We start from the raw sequence: 19438 nt of genomic DNA, 5'->3' as shown, positions 1-19438 counted from the left end.
CTTTCATATTCCAAACAATCGCCATTCCTGACGAATGGCTTTCGATTTCGGCGTGACGCCGGTTACATCGTGCCGGGCAACGGGCTCGACGCAAGCACGGCGGCAGCCGCCAGCACGCCGGCCAGCACGACGGACTCGACGCGCAGCACCACGTTGAAATGGCGCAACGGGCCGCCGGGCGCGTTGCCGGATGCATGCGACAGCGCCGCCAACAGCTTCGGCATCCCGAAGAACCGGTTGTGTCCGCCGAGCGCGGCGGCCAGCAGCACGAGCGCGAGCTTCGCGAGCAGCACCTGCCCGTACGCCGAGTCGAACAGGTTGGCGGACGTGTTCACGCCGCGCCAGCCGTTGTAGGCGCCGGTAACGAACAGCACGACCAGCGCGGCCGTCGCCGCATCCGACAGCGACTGCACGAACGCCGCGCCGGCCGGCGCTTCGCCGCGCGGCGCGGCGAGCAGGCGCGGCATCACCACGCCGGCCGTCACGAACACGATGCCGACCCACGTGCTGATCGCGAGCAGATGCAGCCAGTCGATCCACACCGGCAGGCTGAACCACCCTGCCTCCACCGGATGGCCGCCGTGGCTGCGCGCCAGCGCGACGGCGGCGATCGCGAGCCACAGCGCGACGGGCTCGCGATCGCCGTGCCCCCGCCACCGGAACGACAGCACGACGATCGCGCCCATGCCGAGCGCGCCCGCGAACCACGCATGGCCGAAGCCGGTGCCCGTCAGCATCGGCCATACCGCGGGCCACACCGTCAGCAGCGTCGCATCGCTCATCAACGCGCAGTGCGCCAGGAACGCGACGACGCTCGCCAGCAACGCACCGGCCGCGGCCACACGCAGCGCGACGACCATGCGCCGGCCGGCCGCCGCCTGCCATGCGGCGTCGCCGCGCGCGAGCCAGCGGCTGCCGAACAGCGCCCCGACGACGACGGCGAAGCCGAGGTTCTGGATCGCCACCGCCGCGAGGCGCAGGATGCCCAGGAATCCTTCGTTCATCACTTCACCGTGAACGTGTAGGTGCCCCGCGTCTTGTGCGCATCGGCGGTCATCACGGCCCACCGGACCGTATACGTGCCCGTCGCGAGCTTCGGCACCGTGACGGTCATCACGCGCGGCGCGGACGCGTCGACCCGCGCCTTGTCCTGCGTGACGGCCGTGCCGTTCGCGTCCGCCACGACGATCGTGCTGAAGGCCGCTTCGAGGTCCTCGTTGAACGTGAGCCGGAGCGTGTCCGGCGCCGCCTCGACGGTGCTGCCCGCTGCGGGCGACGCGCGTTCGAGCTTGCCGTGCGCGAATGCCGCGAGCGGTGCGAGCGCGAGCAGCGCGCCCGTGGCCAGTGCGGCCAGATGTGTGAGCGTTGACGTCTTCATTGCCGTCACTTCCGCTGCAGCTTCGTGACGGTCAGCGCGCCGTTCACGTCCTCGGCGACGAAGTCGATCGTGTCGCCCACTTTCACCTGCGACAGCATCGCCGGGTCCTTCACCTTGAACACCATCGTCATCGCATCCATGCCGAGGTTCTCGAGCGGGCCGTGCTTGATCGTCAGCTTGCCGGCGGCCGCATCGACCTTGCGGATCTCGCCGTGCGACATGCCGTTGCGCACGTCCGTTGCATCGGCGTCGCCGGCCGCGTACGACACGGCAGGCAGGGTGGACAAGGCCAGCGCGCAGCCCGCTGCGATTACGGCAAGTGCTTTTTTCATCGTCGTTCTCCAGGGTTGGGGTGAGGCAATCGGCGGCCGGCGTCGTGCCGGCCGCATCGTGTGATCGTGTGAATCAGCGCGCCGGCAGCTCGCCGGCGTATTCGTAGGCGACCGTGCCCTTCGGGTGCTTGAACCAGCCCGGGTCGCGGTAATCGTTGCGGCCGAGCCCCTGCCGCACCTTCACGACGGTGAACATGCCGCCCATCTCCAGCGGGCCGAACGGCCCGGTGCCCGTCATCATCGGCAGCGTGTTGTCGGGCAGCGGCATCTCCATCTCGCCCATCGCGCCGCCGGTGCTGCCCATCGCCATGTAGTCGGGCACGAGCTTGCCGATGCGCTTCGCGAGATCCTTCTGCGGCACGCCGATCAGGTTCGGCACCTGGTGCCCCATCGCATTCATCGTGTGATGCGACTTGTGGCAATGGAACGCCCAGTCGCCCGGCCGGTCAGCGGTGAACTCGATCGCGCGCATCTGGCCCACCGCGACGTCGGCGGTCACTTCAGGCCAGCGCGCACTCGGCGGAATCCAGCCGCCGTCGGTGCCGGTCACCTCGAACGTGTAGCCGTGCAGGTGCATCGGGTGGTTCGTCATCGTCAGGTTTCCGAAGCGAATGCGCACGCGATCGCCCGCACGCACCGGCAGCGAATCGATGCCCGGGAACACGCGCGAATTCCACGTCCACATGTTGAAATCCGTCATCTCGTTGACGCGCGGCGTGTAGCTGCCGGGGTCGATGTCGTAGGCGGCGAGCAGGAACACGAAGTCGCGGTCGACCGGCATCACGCCGCGATCCTTCGGGTGCACGATGAACATCCCCATCATCCCCATCGCCATCTGCACCATCTCGTCGGCGTGCGGGTGATACATGAACGTGCCGTGCTTCTCGAGGCGGAACTCGTACACGTAGGTCTTGCCGGGCGGAATGTGCGGCTGCGTGAGGCCGCCCACGCCGTCCATCCCGTTCGGCAGCAGCATCCCGTGCCAGTGGATCGTCGTGTGCTCCGGCAGCCGGTTCGTCACGAAAATGCGCACCTTGTCGCCTTCGACCGCCTCGATCGTCGGGCCGGGCGACTGCCCGTTGTAGCCCCACAGGTTCGCCTTCATCCCGGGCGCCATCTCGCGCACCACCGGCTCGGCGATCAGGTGGAATTCCTTCCAGCCGTTCTTCATCCGCCACGGCAGCGTCCAGCCGTTCAGCGTCGCGACGGGCGTGTACGGGCGGCCGTCGGGCGGCGCGAGCGGCGGCTGCGTGGCGGCCTGCGCCATCGTCGGCGCCTCCGGCAGCGTGGCCGCGCCGGCCTTGCTGACCATCGCGGCACCGAGGAGCGCGGCACCCGAGCCGCTGAGAAATTGTCGACGGGACACCATGTCAATGACCTTCCGAATGCGTTGCCGGCGCGGAAAGCGCCGCGGGAATCGTGGGAGACGGCTCGGCTGCGGGAGCTGCGGGAGCTGCGGGAGCTGCGGGAGCTGCGGGAGCTGCGGGAGCTGCGGAAGCTGCAGTCGCTGTGGCCGCGGCCGCGGGCGGCGTGTCGCGCTGCGCGGCGTCCGGTGCCGGCAGGCGGCCGCCGACCGCCTGCTGGAGATCGGTCTCCGCAAGCCAGTAATCCTTCAGCGCGTCGACGGCGCCGTTGACCGCGCCGACCTGTTCGCGCGCATCGACGAGCAGTTCGAACACGCTCGCGAGCATGCCGTTGTAGCGCAGCAGCACTTCGTCCGAGATGGTCTTGCGCAGCGGCACGACCTCGTCGCGGTAATGCTGCGCGACGTCGTAGCTGGTCACGTATGCCGCGTACGATTCGCGCACCTCGGAGCGCGCGTCGATCGCCGTCTGCGCGAGGCGGTTGGCCGACTGCATGTAGAGCGCTTCCGCCCGCGCGACCTTCGCGCCGCCCCAGTCGAACAGCGGAATCTCCACGCTGATCTCGTAGCCGCGCTCATGCCCCTTGTCGGTTTCGTAGTTGTTCACGTAGCCGACGTCGAGCGCGTTGACGAAACGCGTGGCCTTGCTCAGGCCCAGCGACGACGCGACGCCCTGCGTCTGCAGCTGCGCCGCCTGGATGTCGACGCGATTGCGCATCGCGAACGCTTCGAGGTCCGCAAGCGCGGGGCGATCCTTCGGCAGCGCCGGCAGGCGATCGGGCAGCGTGTACTGCGTGCCCGCGCCCCACAGGCCCATCGCGCGCGTCAGCCGCTCGCGCGCGGCGACGGCCTGCTGCCGCGCCTTCGCGAACTGCGCGATGGCGTCCGCGTGGAACGCCTGTTCGCGCGCGTGCTCGAGCCGGCTGAAGTGGCCGGCCTGGCGCATGCGCTGCGCGAGTTCGGCGGCCGCGCCTGCCGCATCGTTCACCTGCCCCGCGTAGCGCGCCGACTGCTCGGCCGCGACCGCGTTCACGTATGCGCGGCGCGCATCGGCCGCGACTTTCAGCATCGCGTCGGCGGTTTCCAGCTTCGTCTGCTCGAACCGGCGCCCTTCGATGCGCGCGGCAAACGGCAGCGTCAGGATGCCGAGCACGTTCGCCGAGAACGTCCGGCCGATGCTCAGGTCGTTGTTCGAACGCGTGCGGCTGAAGCTGAAGCCGGGATTCGGCAGCCGCCCGGCCTGCACCAGATCGGCTTCCGACAGGCCGAGCTGCGCATACGATGCCTGCAGCCCACGATGATTCAGCAGCGCGACCTGCACGGCGTCGTCGATGCCGAGCGGCTTCGCGAGCAGCTCGCGGGTGCGCGCCGCGACCGTCTCGCGATCCGCGTCGCCGCGGACGATCACCGCGTCCTTGCCGAGCCGGTCGCGCGCGGCGGTGGACACCGCGTCGAACCCGCCGTCGCGCGAGAACGTCGTGCAGCCCGCCAGCCATGCGATCGCGGCAGCACTGGCCGCGACCCGCAGGGAAACCCATCGTTCGATCATCTGGCCGGGCCCTCGTGGGTTGCGTGGTTCGCGCGGCCCGAATCGGCCGGCTTGCCCGGCGCGGCCGCGCGCCTGGCGGGTTCGGTCACCGCGCGATTCAGGTGTTGCCAGCCCGGGCCGTCGCCGTCGCGATAGGGCCGGTAACCGTCGAATGCGGACGGAACGGCGTGCGCGGGCACGGGCGCCGCGGCATCGGCCGGATCGGGCAGCGTCGTCGTGGCGTGCGCGAGCGGCGGCAGAATGGCCGCCGCGCCGAGCAGCGCCGCAAGAATCAGTTGCATGAGTTGCCTCGTCATGAGTCACCGCGCGGGCCGCCATGCGGCCGCCGGTTCGGATTGCACGTCGCGGCGCATCGGCCGCGATCCCGGGTACTAGACGAGTGCGCCGCGAGGCGGCCGTTCGATGCCGCCGGTCAGGAACGACGCGGCGGCCGTGGGCGGTGGAATGAATCCGTGGATGCGGGCCGTATGGGCGGCTGCCGCGACGTCCGGCAGCGCCGGCCCCGTGCCGACACAGCACGACGCACAGGCCTGGCACGCGTGCGCGTGGCCCGCATCGCCGGGCGCCGCATGGCGGGTGTGACCGTGATCGTCCCGCATGTCGTGGAGCTGCGCGCCGCCGGCCGCTTCCGCATGCCGGGCCCGCATGTCGCCGGCCAACGCACATGACATCGCCGCAGCCGCGAACGACTGAACCGGCAGGCTCAGGGCCAGCAACACGACGATGAGGAATTTGCGCCAGTACGACATGGAAGCGGAAGCGGGCACGCGGCAATCAGGAACGCCCAGCTTATCGGCGCACGGGTGACGACGCCGTGGCCGCAACATGACCGGATTTTCATGAAAGACGTGCGGCAGTAGCGTACCCTCCTGCCTGTCGGCCGCATCCTCGCGTTGCGCCGCCCTGCTTCATCAACCACCATCACACCATGCGGATACTCATCGTCGAAGACGAAGCCAAGATGGCGTCGTATCTCCGTCAGGGGCTGACGGAAGCGAGCTATACCGTCGACATCGCCACGAACGGGCGTGACGGCCTGTTTCTCGCGCTGCACGAAGCGTTCGACCTCGTCGTGCTGGACGTCATGCTGCCCGAGCTCGACGGCTTCGAGGTGCTGCGGCGCCTGCGCGAGCAGAAGTCGACGCCGGTGCTGCTGCTCACGGCCCGGGACACGGTCGACGACAAGGTCGCCGGCCTCGAACTGGGCGCCGACGACTATCTTCCGAAGCCGTTCGCGTATGCGGAATTTCTCGCGCGCATCCGTTCGCTGCTGCGGCGCGCGCCGCGCAGCGTGCGCGACACGCTGCAGATCGCCGATCTCGAGGTCGACCTGATCCGGCGCCGCGTGCGGCGCGGCGACACGCGCATCGACCTGACCGCACAGGAATTCGCGCTGCTGCAACTGCTGGCGGAACGCGAGGGCGAGGTGCTCACGCGCACCTTCATCACGTCGCAGATCTGGGACATGAACTTCGACAGCGACACCAACGTCGTGGATGCCGCGATCAAGCGCCTGCGCGCGAAGATCGACAATGCGTACGAGCACAAGCTGATCCACACGATCCGCGGCATGGGCTACGTGCTCGAGGATCGCGCGTGAGCGCGGCGCCCTCGCCCTACTCGCTGCTCAAGCGGCTGACGTTCGCGTTCGCCGCCGTCGCGGGGCTCGTGTTCTCGCTGACGGGCGCGTACCTGTACCGGTCGCTGTCCGCCGAGCTGCAACGCCGCGACGACATCGAGATCAGCGGCAAGCTGAACCAGTTCGCGCAGTTGTCCCGCGCGCGCGGTTCGGCGCAAGCCATCCGCACGAACCCGGGCGTGTTTCACGACGTGCTGCTGTCGCACCCGGGCGTATATCTCGGCATCTACAATGCGCGCGGCACGCCGCTGGTCGAGCACGCGGACGGGCCGGACCCCGCGCTGAAACCGCTCGCCGACGGCCCGCACCCGGACAGCCAGCCGTTCACCTGCGCGCCCAAGGCGATCGGGCAGGCGCGCTGCATCTTCTCGAAGGTCGTACTGCCGTCCGGCGAAGCGATCCGGATGCTGCTCGTGCGCGCCGCAGATGACCGTCAGTCACTGCTCGACAGCTACCGGGACCACATCTGGTTCGCGATCGCGGCCGGCGCCCTGCTGGTGTGCGCGCTCGGCCATGCGGTCACGCGGCGCGGGCTGCTGCCGGTGCGGGACATCGGCCGCCAGGCGTCCCGGATCGAAGCGCACAACCTCGACGAACGCCTCGACATCCGCGGCGGCCCGGTCGAGCTGCACGAGCTCGCGCTGTCGGTGAACCGCATGCTCGACCGGCTCGAGCGCTCGTTCGAGCGGCTGTCGCGGTTCTCGTCGGATCTCGCGCACGACATGCGCACACCGCTGGCGAACATCATCAGCGCGTCGCAAATCACGCTGTCACGCGCACGGTCGGCGGAAGAATACGAGGCGCTGATCGATTCGAACATCGAAGAATGCGAGCGCCTGCAGCGGATGATCGACAGCATGCTGTTCCTCGCGCGCACCGACAACGCGCAGCAGCACCTGACGCTCGCCGCGCTCGACGCGGCCGACGAGCTGCAACGGCTGGCCTCGTATTTCCAGGGGCTCGCGGAAGACGCCGGCGTGCGCATCGTGGTGCACGGGCACGGGAACGTGCACGCCGATGCGCCGCTGTTCAGGCGCGCGGTGAGCAATCTCGTGTCGAATGCGCTCCAGCATGCGCATCGCGGCTCGACCATCGAGCTTGCGGTGGCGGTCGGTGCCGACCATGCGGCCGTGTCGGTCGCGAACCAGGGCGCCGTCATTGCGCCGGACCAGCTCGACCGGATCTTCGAGCGCTTCTACCGCGTCGATGCATCGCGCCACGGCTCGGCCCGCAACGCGGGGCTCGGCCTTGCCATCGTGAAATCGATCATGGCGCTGCACCGCGGCAGCGTCGCCGTGACGAGCGACGCGCAGCGGACGATCTTCACGCTGCGTTTCCCGTGCGGCGATTCGCGCCGCGCGTGACACGCGCGCGGCCGGCGCGTGCGTGGCCGACGCGGCGCTATTGCCCGTCCGGCGGCGCGCCGCGGTCGAGCTTCGCTTGCCGCCGCGCACGGTCGTTGACGATCTGGTGCCGCCGATGGTCGGTCAGCTTCTTCCAGGTCCGCGCCTCTTCCAGCGTGCGGAGGCAGCCGATGCAGAATCCCGTTCTTCCGTCGAACGAGCAGATGTCGATGCAGGGTGACTTGACGGCCATCGCTCAGGCCGCCCGCTGCGGTCTCACGACCTCGACGGTCACGTGCGACAGCCCGTCCACGCGGTCGAGCAGGCCGTGATAGAAGCGTGCATCGCGGCTGCCGTCGCCGGTCGCCACCGACACGACCGCGCTCATGTGGCCCGGCCCGAGACGCCACACGTGCAGGTCCGCGACGTGGTCGCCGCCGCCTTCGATCAGCGCGCGCACGCGCTGCGCCATCCGCGGGTCGGATTGCATGTCGAGCAGGATGCCGCCCGTGTCGCGCATCAACCCGTATGACCAGTTCGCAATCACCAGCGCACCGACGATGCCCGCGAGCGGATCCATCCACACCCAGCCGAACGCGCGCGCCAGCACGAGACCGATGATCGCGAGCAGCGACACGGCTGCGTCCGCGATCACGTGGATGTAGGCGGAGCGGATGTTGTGGTCGCGCGTCGCGACGGCGTGCGCCTGCGCGTGCTTGTCGCCGTGGTCGTGGTCGTGGTCGTGGTCGTGGTCGTTACCGTCATGGTCATGCGCGCGATGGTGATGATGCCCATGCCCGTGATGATCGCCGCTCAGCAGCCACACGCTCGCGAGGTTGACGAGCAGGCCGAGCACCGCGATCGGAATCGCTTCGCCGAAGTGAATGGGTATCGGCGACAGGAAGCGCGACACGGCCTCGTAGCCGATCAGCAGCGCGATCATCGCCAGCACGATCGCGCTGGTGAATCCCGCCAGGTCGCCGAGCTTGCCGGTGCCGAACACGAAGCGCGCATCGCCGGCGTGCTTGCGTGCATACGTATAGGCCAATGCCGCGATCAGCATCGCGCCCGCATGCGTCGACATGTGCAGCCCGTCGGCAACGAGCGCCAGCGAGCCGAACAGGCTCCCGCCGACGATTTCCGCGACCATCATCGCGCTGCACAGCGCGATCACCGCCCATGTCCTGCGTTCGTTCTGCTCGTGCGCCGCGCCGAGGAAGATGTGGTCGTGCCCCGCGCCGAACGCCGCTTCCCTGAAGTCGTTCATGTCGCGTCTCACTTGAAGTAGCTGTGCACGACGTCGATCAACTGCTCGGTCGCGCTGCCTTCTTCATGGCCGCCGTCGTGCTCGGCATCGACCAAGTGGGTGCGGATGTGATCCTCGAGCACGACGGCCAGCAGCCCGTTCATCGCGCCGCGGCAGCTCGTGATCTGTTGCAGGACCTCGTTGCAGCCCCGCTCTTCCATGAGCGCGCGCTCGATCGCTTCCACCTGCCCCTTGATGCGGCGGACCCGGTTGAGCAGCTTCTGTTTTTCGCGGACGGTGTGACTCATCGAGGGCCTCCAGATAGGGTGGGGGAGTATATCTCAAGGCCGAAACCTGTATAGGGGATGGGGGTATGGCACGGCGTATCGGCCTCCGCGCCGATCCACATTCCGAAGTGGAACGAAACCCGATGCAGAAAGTACTGGAAGGAATCCGTGCTCAGCCTGAACCGGCCGGCCACCGGCAACCGCAGCGAGCTACGGGCCACCGGATATCTTCCGGATAACTGATGGTTTCCCGATCGCGCGGGTCATCGGCCAGTCGCCGTTCAAGCGCTGGGCGAACGTGATCGGCGCGCCCGAACTGATCGGGCGACGGGCGCATTCAAGCGGCTCGCCTACCGATGGCGGTGAGAACTGCCTCGAAGATCGGGGATCGGGGATGGAAAGCTGAAAGCTGAAAGCTGAAAGCTGAAAGCTGAAAGCTGAAAGCTGAAAGCTGAAAGCGGAAAGCGGAAAGCGGAAAGCGGGATACGGGATGCGGGATGCAGGATGCAGGATGCAGGATGCAGGATGCAGGATGCAGGATGCAGGATGCAGGAATGCGACAGGCAGGCTGGCTGCCTGTCACGGAAAATTCATCGTGTGCTCGGCGTCCGGGCGCGTTGGCCGGCGCGATCCGCGCGACGCCCGCCTTGTGGGGACGAATCCAGATTCATGCTGCCGGCAATGCATTGAATTGCCGGCAGCATGGCGTCGCGCCGATGCGTTACTCGGCTTTCGTTGCCGGCTGCTCGACCGGCGTCGCTTGCGGCTCGGCCTGCTCGACTTGCGGTGCCGCGGCATCGGCCTGCTCCGGAACCGGAGCCGAGGCGTCGGCCTCGACCTTCTCCGGTTGCGTGCCGGCCTTGGCTGCCTGCGCAGGGCCCTTGCGCGGGCCGCGCGCCTTCAGCCGCCGGGCACGCGCCGCGTCGTCGCGCGTCACGCGCCCTGCCTCGTTGCCTTGCAGATCGATACGCACCGCGTCCTCGACGAGGCACGACCAGTAACGGTTACCGCGGCACCAGGTCGACATCGCGTCGCGCAGCTCGGCTTCGCTCAGGCCGATCGCCTGCGCGTCGGCGGCGAGATCCGCCCAGATGCCGACCTTCAGCGGCACCTTGGGCGCCGGGTTGCGCGGGAACGCCAGCGGGAAGCGCTTTTGCAGTTTGCCGATCGCGACGATGACCGGATCGACCGGCGCCGACGACTTGCCGCCGGCGGACGGACGCGCCCGGGGCCCCTGCCGGGCGCCGGCGGGTGCCTTCGCGTCAGCCGACGCCTTCGCGCCGGCAGGCGCCTTGGCCCCCGAAACCGGTTTGCCTCCGGACGACGGCTTGGTTCCGGATTGCGGCTGCGCCTTCGCGCGCTTGGCATTCCGATCCTGCTTGGCCTTCGCTGCGAGCTGGTCGCGCAATTCGGCAAGTTGTTCAAAACCCATAAATTCAATCCACCAGGAATAGAGAGCGTCGCTTCCACGGCGAAACGCACGCGAGGCCGCGCCAGGTTTGACGCGGCGGCTCGGGATGACGGCGTTCGGCACGTCCGTCACCGACGTGGAAGATACCGCATGAGCAACGGAGCGCACCCCGTGTCGGGCATCGCGCCGCGCTGCCGGATGGTACGCAGGAGTGGAAGTATACCGATACGCGCGGCTGTCGGTTGACTCGCAGGTCAACGGGTCGTGACAGAGGTCGCCTTGTCGCGCCGCGGGGCCGCCGCTCCGTACGTCGAATCCGGTTTCCCGCACGCGCTCTCCGCCCCCGCGTTCGCTGGCCGGGTTTCGCTCCCCTTCACTCAGGTTCCACAGTATGAAACAAGCATTCCGGAACGATTGCGCGGCGCCGGTCGCCCGGTTTCAAGGGTGATGGGGCGCTCCGCTTGGCTCGTCTCGCCGGATTGCCGTCCGCATGATCGTTGCGTCCGCATCGATCGTCGTCCACGACCGGCTGTGTCCGCGGCAAGCGGGACCGACGACGGCATACCGTAACGGTTCTTCGGAAAATGCGTAGTATGTTCGCGACGACACCGTCGCGGGCCGACATGCATCGTCATCGCGCCCACACGCGATCACCGACAAAAAGACAGGCGCGATCTCGTGAAGACGCTGTGGCCCGATCATCACCGGCCGGTGCAGCCGGTCGACGAGCGCCGATCGCGCAACGTGTCCGCGCGCCCGCCCGACGGCGGACGCGCGGCGTCATCCTCAGGCCGCGCCCTTCAGCTCGATCAGCAGATCCTTCGCCGCCACCCGTTCGCCGACCTTCACGTGCACGGCGGCAATCTCGCAGTCGCGCTCGGCGGCGATGTGCGTTTCCATCTTCATCGCCTCGAGCGCGATCAGCGTCGTGCCGGCCGTCACGCGCTGTCCCGGCTGCACCGCCACCGTCACGACCGAGCCCGGCATCGGCGCGGCCACATGCAGCGGGTTGGCCGGATCGGCACGCTGCAGGCCGTGGCGCTCCTTGCCCGCATGCACGGTGGTCTTCTGCTCGACGAGTGCAGAACGCGACTGGCCGTTCAGCTCGAACAGCACCTTCACGATGCCGTCCTGCGCATCGGCATGCTGCCCCTGCAGCGACACGAGCAGCGTCTTGCCCGGCGAAATGTCGATCGCCGCTTCTTCCTGCGGCTGCAGCCCGTACAGGAATGCAGGCGTCGGCACCACCGACGTATCGCTGTAGGCACGCACGTGCGCGTAGTAGTCGACCGTCTGCTTCGGATACATCAGGTAGGACGCCAGTTGCCGATCGTCGAGCGGCTGCTCGCACGCGGCCTCGGCCTGCGTGCGCACCGCATCGAGGTCGACCGGCAGAATCTGGTCCCCGGGGCGATACGGCGCGGGAGGTTCGCACTTGAGCACCTTGCGCGACAGCTCTGCCGGAAAACCGTCCGGCGGGAAACCCAGTTCTCCCTTGAACAGCGATACGACCGACTCGGGGAATGCGATGTCCTTGTCGGGATTGCGCACGTCGTCCACGCTCAGGTCGTTCGCGACCATCATCAGCGCCATGTCGCCGACCACCTTCGACGTCGGCGTCACCTTGACGATATCGCCGAACAGCCGGTTCACGTCCGCATACGCGCGCGACACCTCGGTCCAGCGATGATCGATGCCGAGCGAACGCGCCTGCTCGCGCAGGTTCGTGTACTGGCCGCCGGGCATCTCGTGGCGGTACACGTCGGCCGTGCCCGCGCGGATCTCCGATTCGAACGGCGCGTAATAGCGGCGCACGCCCTCCCAGTACATCGACGCCTCGTGCAAGCGGTCCGCGTTCAGCCCCGGATCGCGTTCGCTGCCGGCCAGCGCGGCCGCGATGCTCGACAGGTTCGGCTGCGACGTGAGGCCGCTCATCGCATCGAGCGCGCCGTCCACCGCGTCACAGCCTGCTTCGACGGCCGCGAGCACGGATGCCGCGGCAATGCCGCTCGTGTCGTGCGTGTGGAAATGCACCGGCAGCCCCGTTTCATCCTTGAGCGCCTTCACGAGCGTCGCGGCCGCCCGCGGACGGCAGATGCCGGCCATGTCCTTGATGCCGAGCACGTGCACGCCGGCCTGCTGCAGCTCGCGCGCGATGCCGACGTAATACTTGAGGTCGTACTTCGCGCGCGACGTGTCGAACAGGTCGCCGGTATAGCAGATCGCGCCTTCGCACAACATTCCGCTGTCGCCCACCGCATCGATCGCCACGCGCATGTTGCGCACCCAGTTCAGCGAATCGAACACGCGGAATACGTCGACGCCGGCGCTCGCGGCCTGCTTCACGAAGAAGCGCACGACGTTGTCCGCGTAGTTCGTGTAACCGACCGCATTCGAGCCGCGCAGCAGCATCTGGAACAGGATGTTCGGCACGCGCTCGCGCAGCAGCGCAAGGCGTTCCCACGGGTCTTCCTTCAGGAAGCGCAGCGCGACGTCGAAGGTCGCGCCGCCCCAGCATTCGAGCGAGAACAGCTGCGACAGCTCGCGCGCGTAGAACGGTGCGATCGGCAGCATGTCCGCGGTGCGCATGCGCGTCGCGAACAGCGACTGGTGCGCGTCGCGCATCGTCGTATCGGTCAGCAGCACCTGCTTCTGGTCGAGCATCCAGTTCGCGAATTTCGCCGGGCCGAGTTCGCGCAGGCGATCGCGCGTGCCGGCCGGAATCGCCGCCGCCGTATCGATCTTCGGCAGCACCGGTTTCGGCAACGGCAGGGCCGGCAACGTGCGGCCGTTCATCTCCGCGTTGCCGTTCACGTTCAGCTCGCCGAGATAGCGCAGCAGCTTCGTCGCGCGGTCGCCGCGCTTCGCGAATTCGAGCAGTTCCGGTGTCTTGTCGATGAAGCGGGTCGTCACGTCGCCGGCGATGAACGCCGGATGGTTGATCACGTTTTCGAGAAACTGCAGGTTCGACGTGACGCCGCGAATCCGGAACTCGCGCAGCGCGCGATCCATCCGATGAATCGATTCGGCCGCCGTCGGCGCCCACGTCGTCACCTTCACGAGCAGCGAGTCGTAGTACGGCGTGATCACCGCGCCGCCATAGGCGGTGCCGGCATCGAGCCGCACGCCGAAGCCGGCTGCGCTGCGGTACGCCGTGAGACGCCCGTAATCGGGCAGGAAGTCGTTCTCCGGGTCCTCGGTCGTGATCCTGCATTGCAGCGCGTGGCCGTTCAGCGGAATCGCCTGTTGTTCCGGCACGCCGGCCGCGCGCGCGACGAGCGCGCCGTCGCCATCCGTTGCGTCCTCTGCCAGGCCGATGCGGCCACCTTCCGTGATGCGGATCTGCGCCTTGACGATGTCGATCCCGGTGATCATTTCGGTCACCGTGTGCTCGACCTGGATGCGCGGGTTCACCTCGATGAAGTAGAACTGGCTGGTGTCGGCATCCATCAGGAATTCGACGGTGCCCGCATGCGTATAGCCGACGGCGCGCATCAGGCGCAGCGCCGATTCGCACAGCGCGTGGCGGCCGTCGCGATCGAGGTACGGCGCGGGCGCGCGTTCGACCACTTTCTGGTTGCGCCGCTGCACCGTGCAGTCGCGCTCGTACAAATGCACGACCGTGCCGTGCAGGTCGCCGAGCACCTGCACCTCGACGTGCCGTGCATTGCGCACGAGCTTCTCGACGTACACCTCGTCGTTGCCGAATGCAGCCAGCGCCTCGCGACGCGCGACAGGCAGCAGGGTTTCAAGGTCCTGAGCGTTTTCCAGTACGCGCATTCCACGGCCACCGCCGCCCCAGCTCGCCTTGAGCATCAACGGATAGCCGACTTCCGCGGCCAGCGCTTTGCACGCGTCGAGATCGTCCGGCAGCGGCGCGGTGGCCGGCATCACCGGCACGCCGGCCGCGATCGCGGCATTGCGCGCGGCCACCTTGTTGCCGAGCGTGCGCATCACGTCGGGGGCGGGGCCGATCCAGCGGATGCCGGCGTCGATCACGGCCTGCGCGAAATCGGGGTTCTCGGACAGGAAGCCGTAACCGGGGTGAATCGCGTCGACCTTCGCCTGCCGCGCGACGCGCAGGATGTCGTCGATGTCGAGATACGCCGCAAGCGGCTTCTTGCCCTCGCCGATCAGGTAGCTCTCGTCGGCCTTGAAGCGATGCAGCGCGAGGCGGTCTTCCTTCGAATAGATCGCTACCGTACGCATGTTCAGTTCGGCGGCGGCACGCATCACGCGAATCGAGATTTCCGAGCGATTGGCGATCAGGATGGACTGGATGGAGGTAGGCGTCATGTTATGCAAGGATCAACGGTCGTCGAACGGAACCAGCCCATGGGGCGTGTGACGGTCTGGCGCGAATCTGGATCGATGCAAGCAAGCGGCGGGCCAGCCGAGGCCGGCACGTCTACGTGCCTGATTTGGCAAGCGAACGGCACGGCGCCCGCTTGCCGTTCGTTTCAAAAGTGGAAGCCCGCTTGCAACGCTGAACTGCGCAATCGAGCGGGCAGCCGGCCGGCTCCGTGGGCTGCATTCGGGATGTCGATCGATCAAACGCGCCTCAGACATTACCGCGCGCAACGCAGGCGTTGCGCAATGCATCCCGATCAGGTGTTCCGTAGTTCGAAACATCGGCGGTGATCCTCAGGCGGACTTGCGTGCATGCGCAGACCAGTATTGCCGCGCATGGGATTGTGTTGTTCCGTCCATGCCGTCTACTCCGTTGCGCCCCGCACGTAACATACGCTGCGCATCGGCGAAGCGCAAACACGGCTCGCCCGCTGTGCAATTTCACAGTACGGATCACGGTGCGGAACGCCGGACTGGGTACGCGTCGCTCGCCGGCAGCCATGCGGTCAACGCCCCATCCGGCGCCGTGCTCATGCAGGTGTTGCCGCACGGCACGGGCGCGACGGTCGGCGGACGGACGCAGCAGATACTGGGGGTCGGCGGCGCCTATTCGGATTCGTATGTCACGGCGCTCGCCGATTTCGTGCTGAGCCATTTCGGCTCGAAGCAGGGAACGGTGACGGCCGAACAGGTGCGCGCGCAGTGCGTGTCCGAATGACGTTCGGCGTGTCGGCCGGGATCGCTGGTGCGATGCGGTGGCGGTGCGTGGCTTCCTGTTGCGTGGTAGTCGTTTATGGGAAATCCCGCGCCGCGCGGCACTTCATTCGGTTCAGAACACGCCGAGCGCAAGACCGGCCGCGAGGCCCGCGCCGAGTTCGGCGCAGCGCGCGAGATCGCCGGCGTCGATCGTCTTCGGTGCGAGGATGCGCTCGGTCGTCTGCGCATGCGTGCACACGATCAGGCCCGGCGCCACGCTCTTCAGGCGCCAGCCGGTCGCGATGCGATCGATCTGGCGCAACGCATTCTGTCCGTCGCTGCCGGCGCAGATCATCGTTGCGTACGGGCGGCCATTCACGCGATCGAGCGCCGCGTAATAACAGCGATCGAAAAAGTCCTTCATCAGGCCGGACATCGCGGCGAGATTCTCCGGCGTCGCGAACAGATATGCATCGGCCGACAGCACGTCGTCCGGGCCCGTCTCGTCCGCGCGCTGCAGCCGGACCGACACGCCCGCCTGGTCGCGCGCCGCGCCGGCGGCCGCCTCGGCCATCTGTCGCGTGCCTCCGGTCATCGTGTGGTAGACGATCAGCAGCGTCTTCATTCGGGTTTGCTCACGTGTCGGCCCATGCGCTGCATGTGCGGGAGCGGCATGGATGTGCTTCCAATGTAGATCAAACGTCGGGGTGTCGAAGCAGTGCGCTCCGGTGCGCCGACGCTTCAGCGTCCGCTTTCGTCGTGACCGTCGCCGCCCTGCTTTCGCTCGTAGTACGCGAGAAACAGGTCGGCCGCAGATTCCGCGACCTGCTTCTGCGCCTCGTCGCTTAGTGGTGGCTGTCCCATCGTCACCTGCGGCCAGAACGCGAACGCCTTCACGATGCCCTGCAACTGATGCGACGCGAATGCCGGATCCGGCGCCGCGAGCCGGCCCGCGGCCGCGGCCGCGCGGATCCACACCGTCACGTCTTCCTCGCGCTCGCCGAGACGCTCGACCATGTCGCGCGCGCGTTCCGGCGAATGAATGGCCGCCGCGATCGCGACCCGCGCGAGCGCGAGAAACGCGTCGTCGTTGAGCAGGCGCAGCTTGCGCGTCAACAGGTCGAGCAACTGCGTGCGCAACGGCACGTCGCTGCGAAAAGCCGGAGTGGCGCCCGAATGGCTCGCGTCCCAGAGCTGGTGCAGGATCGCGGCGAACAGCGCGTCCTTGCTCGGGAAATGGTTGTACACCGTGCGCTTGGAGACATCCGCGCGCGCGGCAATGCGGTCCATGCTGGTCGCGTCGTAGCCGGCCGCGAGAAACTCCTCGATCGCGGCGCTGACGATGGCCGCCCGCTTTCGATCGGTCAGACGTTGATGAGTGGTGCTCGTATCCATTCTCAAATTTTACACCCGGCAGTTTACTTTCCTCGGAAATAAACTACACTGTTTAGTGTACTTTCATCCGGATGGATACTCATGGCATCGCTCCCCGATTTCATTCAACGTACGCTCGGCCTGACCGCTGCAAAGCGCGGCCGCGCGTTGTCCGCCCATTCGCCGCAACACGACGGCGAACGCTTTCGCAACGTCGCGCCGCGGCCCGCCGAAGGGCTCGGCAAGATGCTGGGCATCATGTGGAACATGATGTTCCACAAGCCGCGCGGCGCGGTGCCGGCCGGCGCCCTGCCCGTCGATACACTCACCCGCGCGGAGCTCGACGCGGCGCCGGATCGCAGCCTCTACCGGCTCGGGCATTCGACGCTGCTGCTCAAGCTGCGCGGCCAGTTCTGGCTGACCGATCCCGTGTTCGCCGAGCGCGCGTCGCCGTTCCGGCGTGTCGGCCCGAAACGCTTCCATGCGCCGCCGATCGCGCTCGGCGACTTGCCGCCGCTGCGTGGCGTGATCCTGTCGCACGATCACTACGATCACCTGGACCGCGACACCGTGCTTGCGCTGGCCGCGAAGACGGAGCGTTTCCTGACGCCGCTCGGTGTCGGCGATCGCCTGATCGAATGGGGCATCGACGCGGCCAAGGTGCGCCAGCTCGACTGGTGGCAAAGCGCGGAGATCGACGGCGTGACGCTGACCGCGACGCCTGCGCAGCATTTCTCCGGCCGCAGCCTGCTCGACGGCAACAGCACGCTGTGGGCGTCATGGGTGATCGTCGACGGCGACCTGCGCGTGTTCTTCAGCGGCGACACCGGCTACTTCGACGGTTTCAGGACCATCGGCGAACGTCTCGGGCCGTTCGACGTGACGCTGATCGAGACGGGCGCGTACGACGCGCAATGGCCGTACGTCCACATGCAGCCGGAAGAAACCGTGCAGGCGCATGTGGATCTGCGTGGCCGCTGGCTGGCGCCGATTCATAACGGCACGTTCGATCTGGCGATGCATCGCTGGCAGGAGCCGTTCGAGCGCGTGACGGCGCTGGCCGTGGCGCGCGGAGTCGATCTTGCGACGCCGCGGATGGGTGAGCGGCTGGACCTGGTTGCGCCGCATTGCGGCGAGCGGTGGTGGCGCAATGTCGTCGAGAAGGTCGAGGCGCCGAAGTCGTTGCGGTTTGCAATCTGTCCGGCGCGAGCAACCAAGTAGATGATCGTTGTCATTCCGGCGGCTGACGCCGAGCGCCTCGCATTCATGTTCGTGTTTGCCTGATGCTGCGCGTTACGAAACGCTCCCCGGGACTTTCGCGATCGGCGATGCAGCGGTGAAGGGCTATTCCGCTCCTCGGGGTTGCCCTGAAACGCTGCGGGGCAGCCTCACTACCGGCGCTCCTCAGTCTGGCCAGCGAGATCCGCGAGAGATTCGAATCTCTTTCGCTGAGTGCGGAGGTCGCGTGTCGCGGCCCGGGTCGCGTATCGACCGGACGAGGGCTCGATGGTTTGGCATTTTCTCCGGGGAAGAGGCAATTTGAATAAGTCGATCGGCGTATGCTTCCCTGAACCTCCGGCTGCCCGCGACGATGTGCGATGACAATGCCGCAGGTTCGATGCAATCGAGCGCATTGAATTTAGGACGGCAACGTAATGGATCCGGCAAGCGCGAATGACAGGAAGTGGGACCGCAAAGACGATTTGCGTCGCGAACTATTGAATGGGCGGATGCGGGCTTATCGTGGCTCAGGGTTTCGGAGGCGGTCAGATATCGCTCTTTACTTCGGCCATTTATCGCGTGGATTGTGGTGATGCCTGCCGATCCAGCCAATTAATTCAGAATGAAACTGGGGCGGCCCTACCCCAGCATCGTTATTGACTTCACTTCCGTTCATATCGCTCATTTCGTAACGGCGCTAAGTGAAACACCATGCTTCGGGAGGGGCCCACTCCGTAATGTCGCGTTGTCACGTGACAACTCACCACTCTGCGGGGATCGCATTACCCCCGAATTACGCTCGGCTCACGCCGAAATCATTTCATTTACGACACAACACGTATCAATCAATACATTTGATGCTTACGCATGGCTGAAGAAGCGTGGCCGCCTTAAGTGTAGTTGGTTGACCCCTGTTTTTGGGATGCGCGCGCCCTCCGTGCGTGAAACAACATGAAGAGTCGCCCGGAAGTCCTTATAAGATAAGGCTTCCGCGACCGCACCCTACTTTGTGTGAATGTTTCACGATACGAATCGTGTGCGCTGCCGGCGCCTGGGGATCGGGTGTTGTCGATCCCCGCGCAGGTTTCCACGGTGTGCCCCGCTGGGCGGGAGACAGCCTCTGCTTGGCGACAGGCCGCCATCAAGCAAACGAGCTAATGGGTGCGCTACATCAGGGAGCGCATTAATGGGGACACATCGAAGATGTTGCCTGCCCTCATGCCTCCTGATGCGCAACGCGCCTGACAAT

Annotated in this window: 18 protein-coding genes; 4 read left to right on the top strand and 14 right to left on the bottom strand. The window is 67.0% G+C overall.

Going from position 1 to position 19438, the window contains the following annotated elements:
* Positions 1–62 precede the first annotated feature (62 nt).
* From HWY45_RS11250 to HWY45_RS11220, 7 genes are all read right to left on the bottom strand, one after another.
* Positions 63–1004: a CopD family protein gene (locus HWY45_RS11250; protein ID WP_059881273.1), complete on the bottom strand. Its 942-nt coding sequence runs from the start codon at positions 1002–1004 to the stop codon at positions 63–65.
* Positions 1004–1378, bottom strand: coding sequence for a copper homeostasis periplasmic binding protein CopC (copC, locus tag HWY45_RS11245; protein WP_059881271.1), 375 nt, complete (start codon positions 1376–1378; stop codon positions 1004–1006). Before copC ends, HWY45_RS11250 begins: the two co-directional genes overlap by 1 nt.
* Positions 1379–1383: 5 nt before the next feature.
* Positions 1384–1710 (bottom strand): copper-binding protein, encoded by a 327-nt coding sequence (locus HWY45_RS11240; RefSeq protein WP_059881269.1) that lies wholly within the window; start codon positions 1708–1710, stop codon positions 1384–1386.
* Positions 1711–1783: 73 nt separating this feature from the next.
* A complete protein-coding gene (locus tag HWY45_RS11235; protein WP_059881267.1) occupies positions 1784–3079 on the bottom strand; it encodes a multicopper oxidase family protein in 1296 nt (431 codons plus the stop codon).
* 1 nt (position 3080) lies between these two features.
* Positions 3081–4622 carry a TolC family protein gene (locus HWY45_RS11230; protein ID WP_059881265.1) on the bottom strand — a complete coding sequence of 514 codons (1542 nt, stop codon included), beginning with the start codon at positions 4620–4622 and terminating at the stop codon, positions 3081–3083.
* On the bottom strand, positions 4619–4903 hold the full coding sequence (locus HWY45_RS11225) for a hypothetical protein (RefSeq protein WP_059881263.1): 285 nt from the start codon (positions 4901–4903) through the stop codon (positions 4619–4621). The genes HWY45_RS11230 and HWY45_RS11225 overlap by 4 nt, the downstream gene beginning before the upstream one ends.
* Positions 4904–4993: 90 nt before the next feature.
* On the bottom strand, positions 4994–5389 hold the full coding sequence (locus HWY45_RS11220; RefSeq protein WP_230946929.1) for a hypothetical protein: 396 nt from the start codon (positions 5387–5389) through the stop codon (positions 4994–4996).
* Between the two features lie 161 nt (positions 5390–5550).
* On the opposite strand from HWY45_RS11220, the gene HWY45_RS11215 reads away from it, so the two are divergent.
* Together HWY45_RS11215 and HWY45_RS11210 are read left to right on the top strand one after the other, a co-directional pair.
* Complete coding sequence (locus tag HWY45_RS11215) at positions 5551–6222, top strand: heavy metal response regulator transcription factor (protein WP_059558078.1); 672 nt, start codon at positions 5551–5553, stop codon at positions 6220–6222.
* A complete protein-coding gene (locus tag HWY45_RS11210; RefSeq protein ID WP_059881259.1) occupies positions 6219–7625 on the top strand; it encodes a heavy metal sensor histidine kinase in 1407 nt (468 codons plus the stop codon). The genes HWY45_RS11215 and HWY45_RS11210 overlap by 4 nt, the downstream gene beginning before the upstream one ends.
* 37 nt (positions 7626–7662) lie before the next feature.
* Here the strand turns inward: HWY45_RS11210 and HWY45_RS11205 are convergent, their stop codons facing one another.
* From HWY45_RS11205 to HWY45_RS11185, 5 genes are all read right to left on the bottom strand, one after another.
* Positions 7663–7857 (bottom strand): DUF1289 domain-containing protein, encoded by a 195-nt coding sequence (locus HWY45_RS11205; protein ID WP_059558083.1) that lies wholly within the window; start codon positions 7855–7857, stop codon positions 7663–7665.
* Between the two features lie 3 nt (positions 7858–7860).
* Complete coding sequence (dmeF, locus tag HWY45_RS11200) at positions 7861–8871, bottom strand: CDF family Co(II)/Ni(II) efflux transporter DmeF (protein ID WP_059881257.1); 1011 nt, start codon at positions 8869–8871, stop codon at positions 7861–7863.
* Between the two features lie 8 nt (positions 8872–8879).
* Entirely contained in the window at positions 8880–9158 is a 279-nt protein-coding gene (locus tag HWY45_RS11195; protein ID WP_059881255.1) for a metal/formaldehyde-sensitive transcriptional repressor, read from the bottom strand.
* Positions 9159–9858: 700 nt separating this feature from the next.
* A complete protein-coding gene (locus tag HWY45_RS11190; protein WP_059881253.1) occupies positions 9859–10569 on the bottom strand; it encodes a ProQ/FinO family protein in 711 nt (236 codons plus the stop codon).
* Positions 10570–11334: 765 nt separating this feature from the next.
* A complete protein-coding gene (locus tag HWY45_RS11185; RefSeq protein WP_059881251.1) occupies positions 11335–14844 on the bottom strand; it encodes a pyruvate carboxylase in 3510 nt (1169 codons plus the stop codon).
* A gap of 586 nt (positions 14845–15430) precedes the next feature.
* Here HWY45_RS11185 and HWY45_RS11180 point away from each other — a divergent pair.
* Positions 15431–15616, top strand: a complete 186-nt coding sequence (locus HWY45_RS11180) for a hypothetical protein (RefSeq protein ID WP_059881249.1) — start codon at positions 15431–15433, stop codon at positions 15614–15616.
* A 111-nt stretch (positions 15617–15727) separates the two neighbouring features.
* Here the strand turns inward: HWY45_RS11180 and HWY45_RS11175 are convergent, their stop codons facing one another.
* Positions 15728–16219 (bottom strand): flavodoxin family protein, encoded by a 492-nt coding sequence (locus tag HWY45_RS11175; protein ID WP_059881247.1) that lies wholly within the window; start codon positions 16217–16219, stop codon positions 15728–15730.
* A 116-nt stretch (positions 16220–16335) separates the two neighbouring features.
* Positions 16336–16989 (bottom strand): TetR/AcrR family transcriptional regulator, encoded by a 654-nt coding sequence (locus HWY45_RS11170; RefSeq protein WP_059558096.1) that lies wholly within the window; start codon positions 16987–16989, stop codon positions 16336–16338.
* An 81-nt stretch (positions 16990–17070) separates the two neighbouring features.
* Between HWY45_RS11170 and HWY45_RS11165 the strand changes: the two genes are divergently transcribed.
* Positions 17071–18189, top strand: coding sequence for an MBL fold metallo-hydrolase (locus HWY45_RS11165; RefSeq protein ID WP_059881245.1), 1119 nt, complete (start codon positions 17071–17073; stop codon positions 18187–18189).
* Positions 18190–19438: the final 1249 nt, after the last annotated feature.

This window comes from Burkholderia stagnalis, from assembly GCF_902830275.1.
Taxonomy (GTDB): domain Bacteria; phylum Pseudomonadota; class Gammaproteobacteria; order Burkholderiales; family Burkholderiaceae; genus Burkholderia; species Burkholderia stagnalis.
The sequence above is the reverse complement of the archived record's forward strand: the minus strand, read 5'-3'. Positions and strand labels throughout refer to the sequence as shown.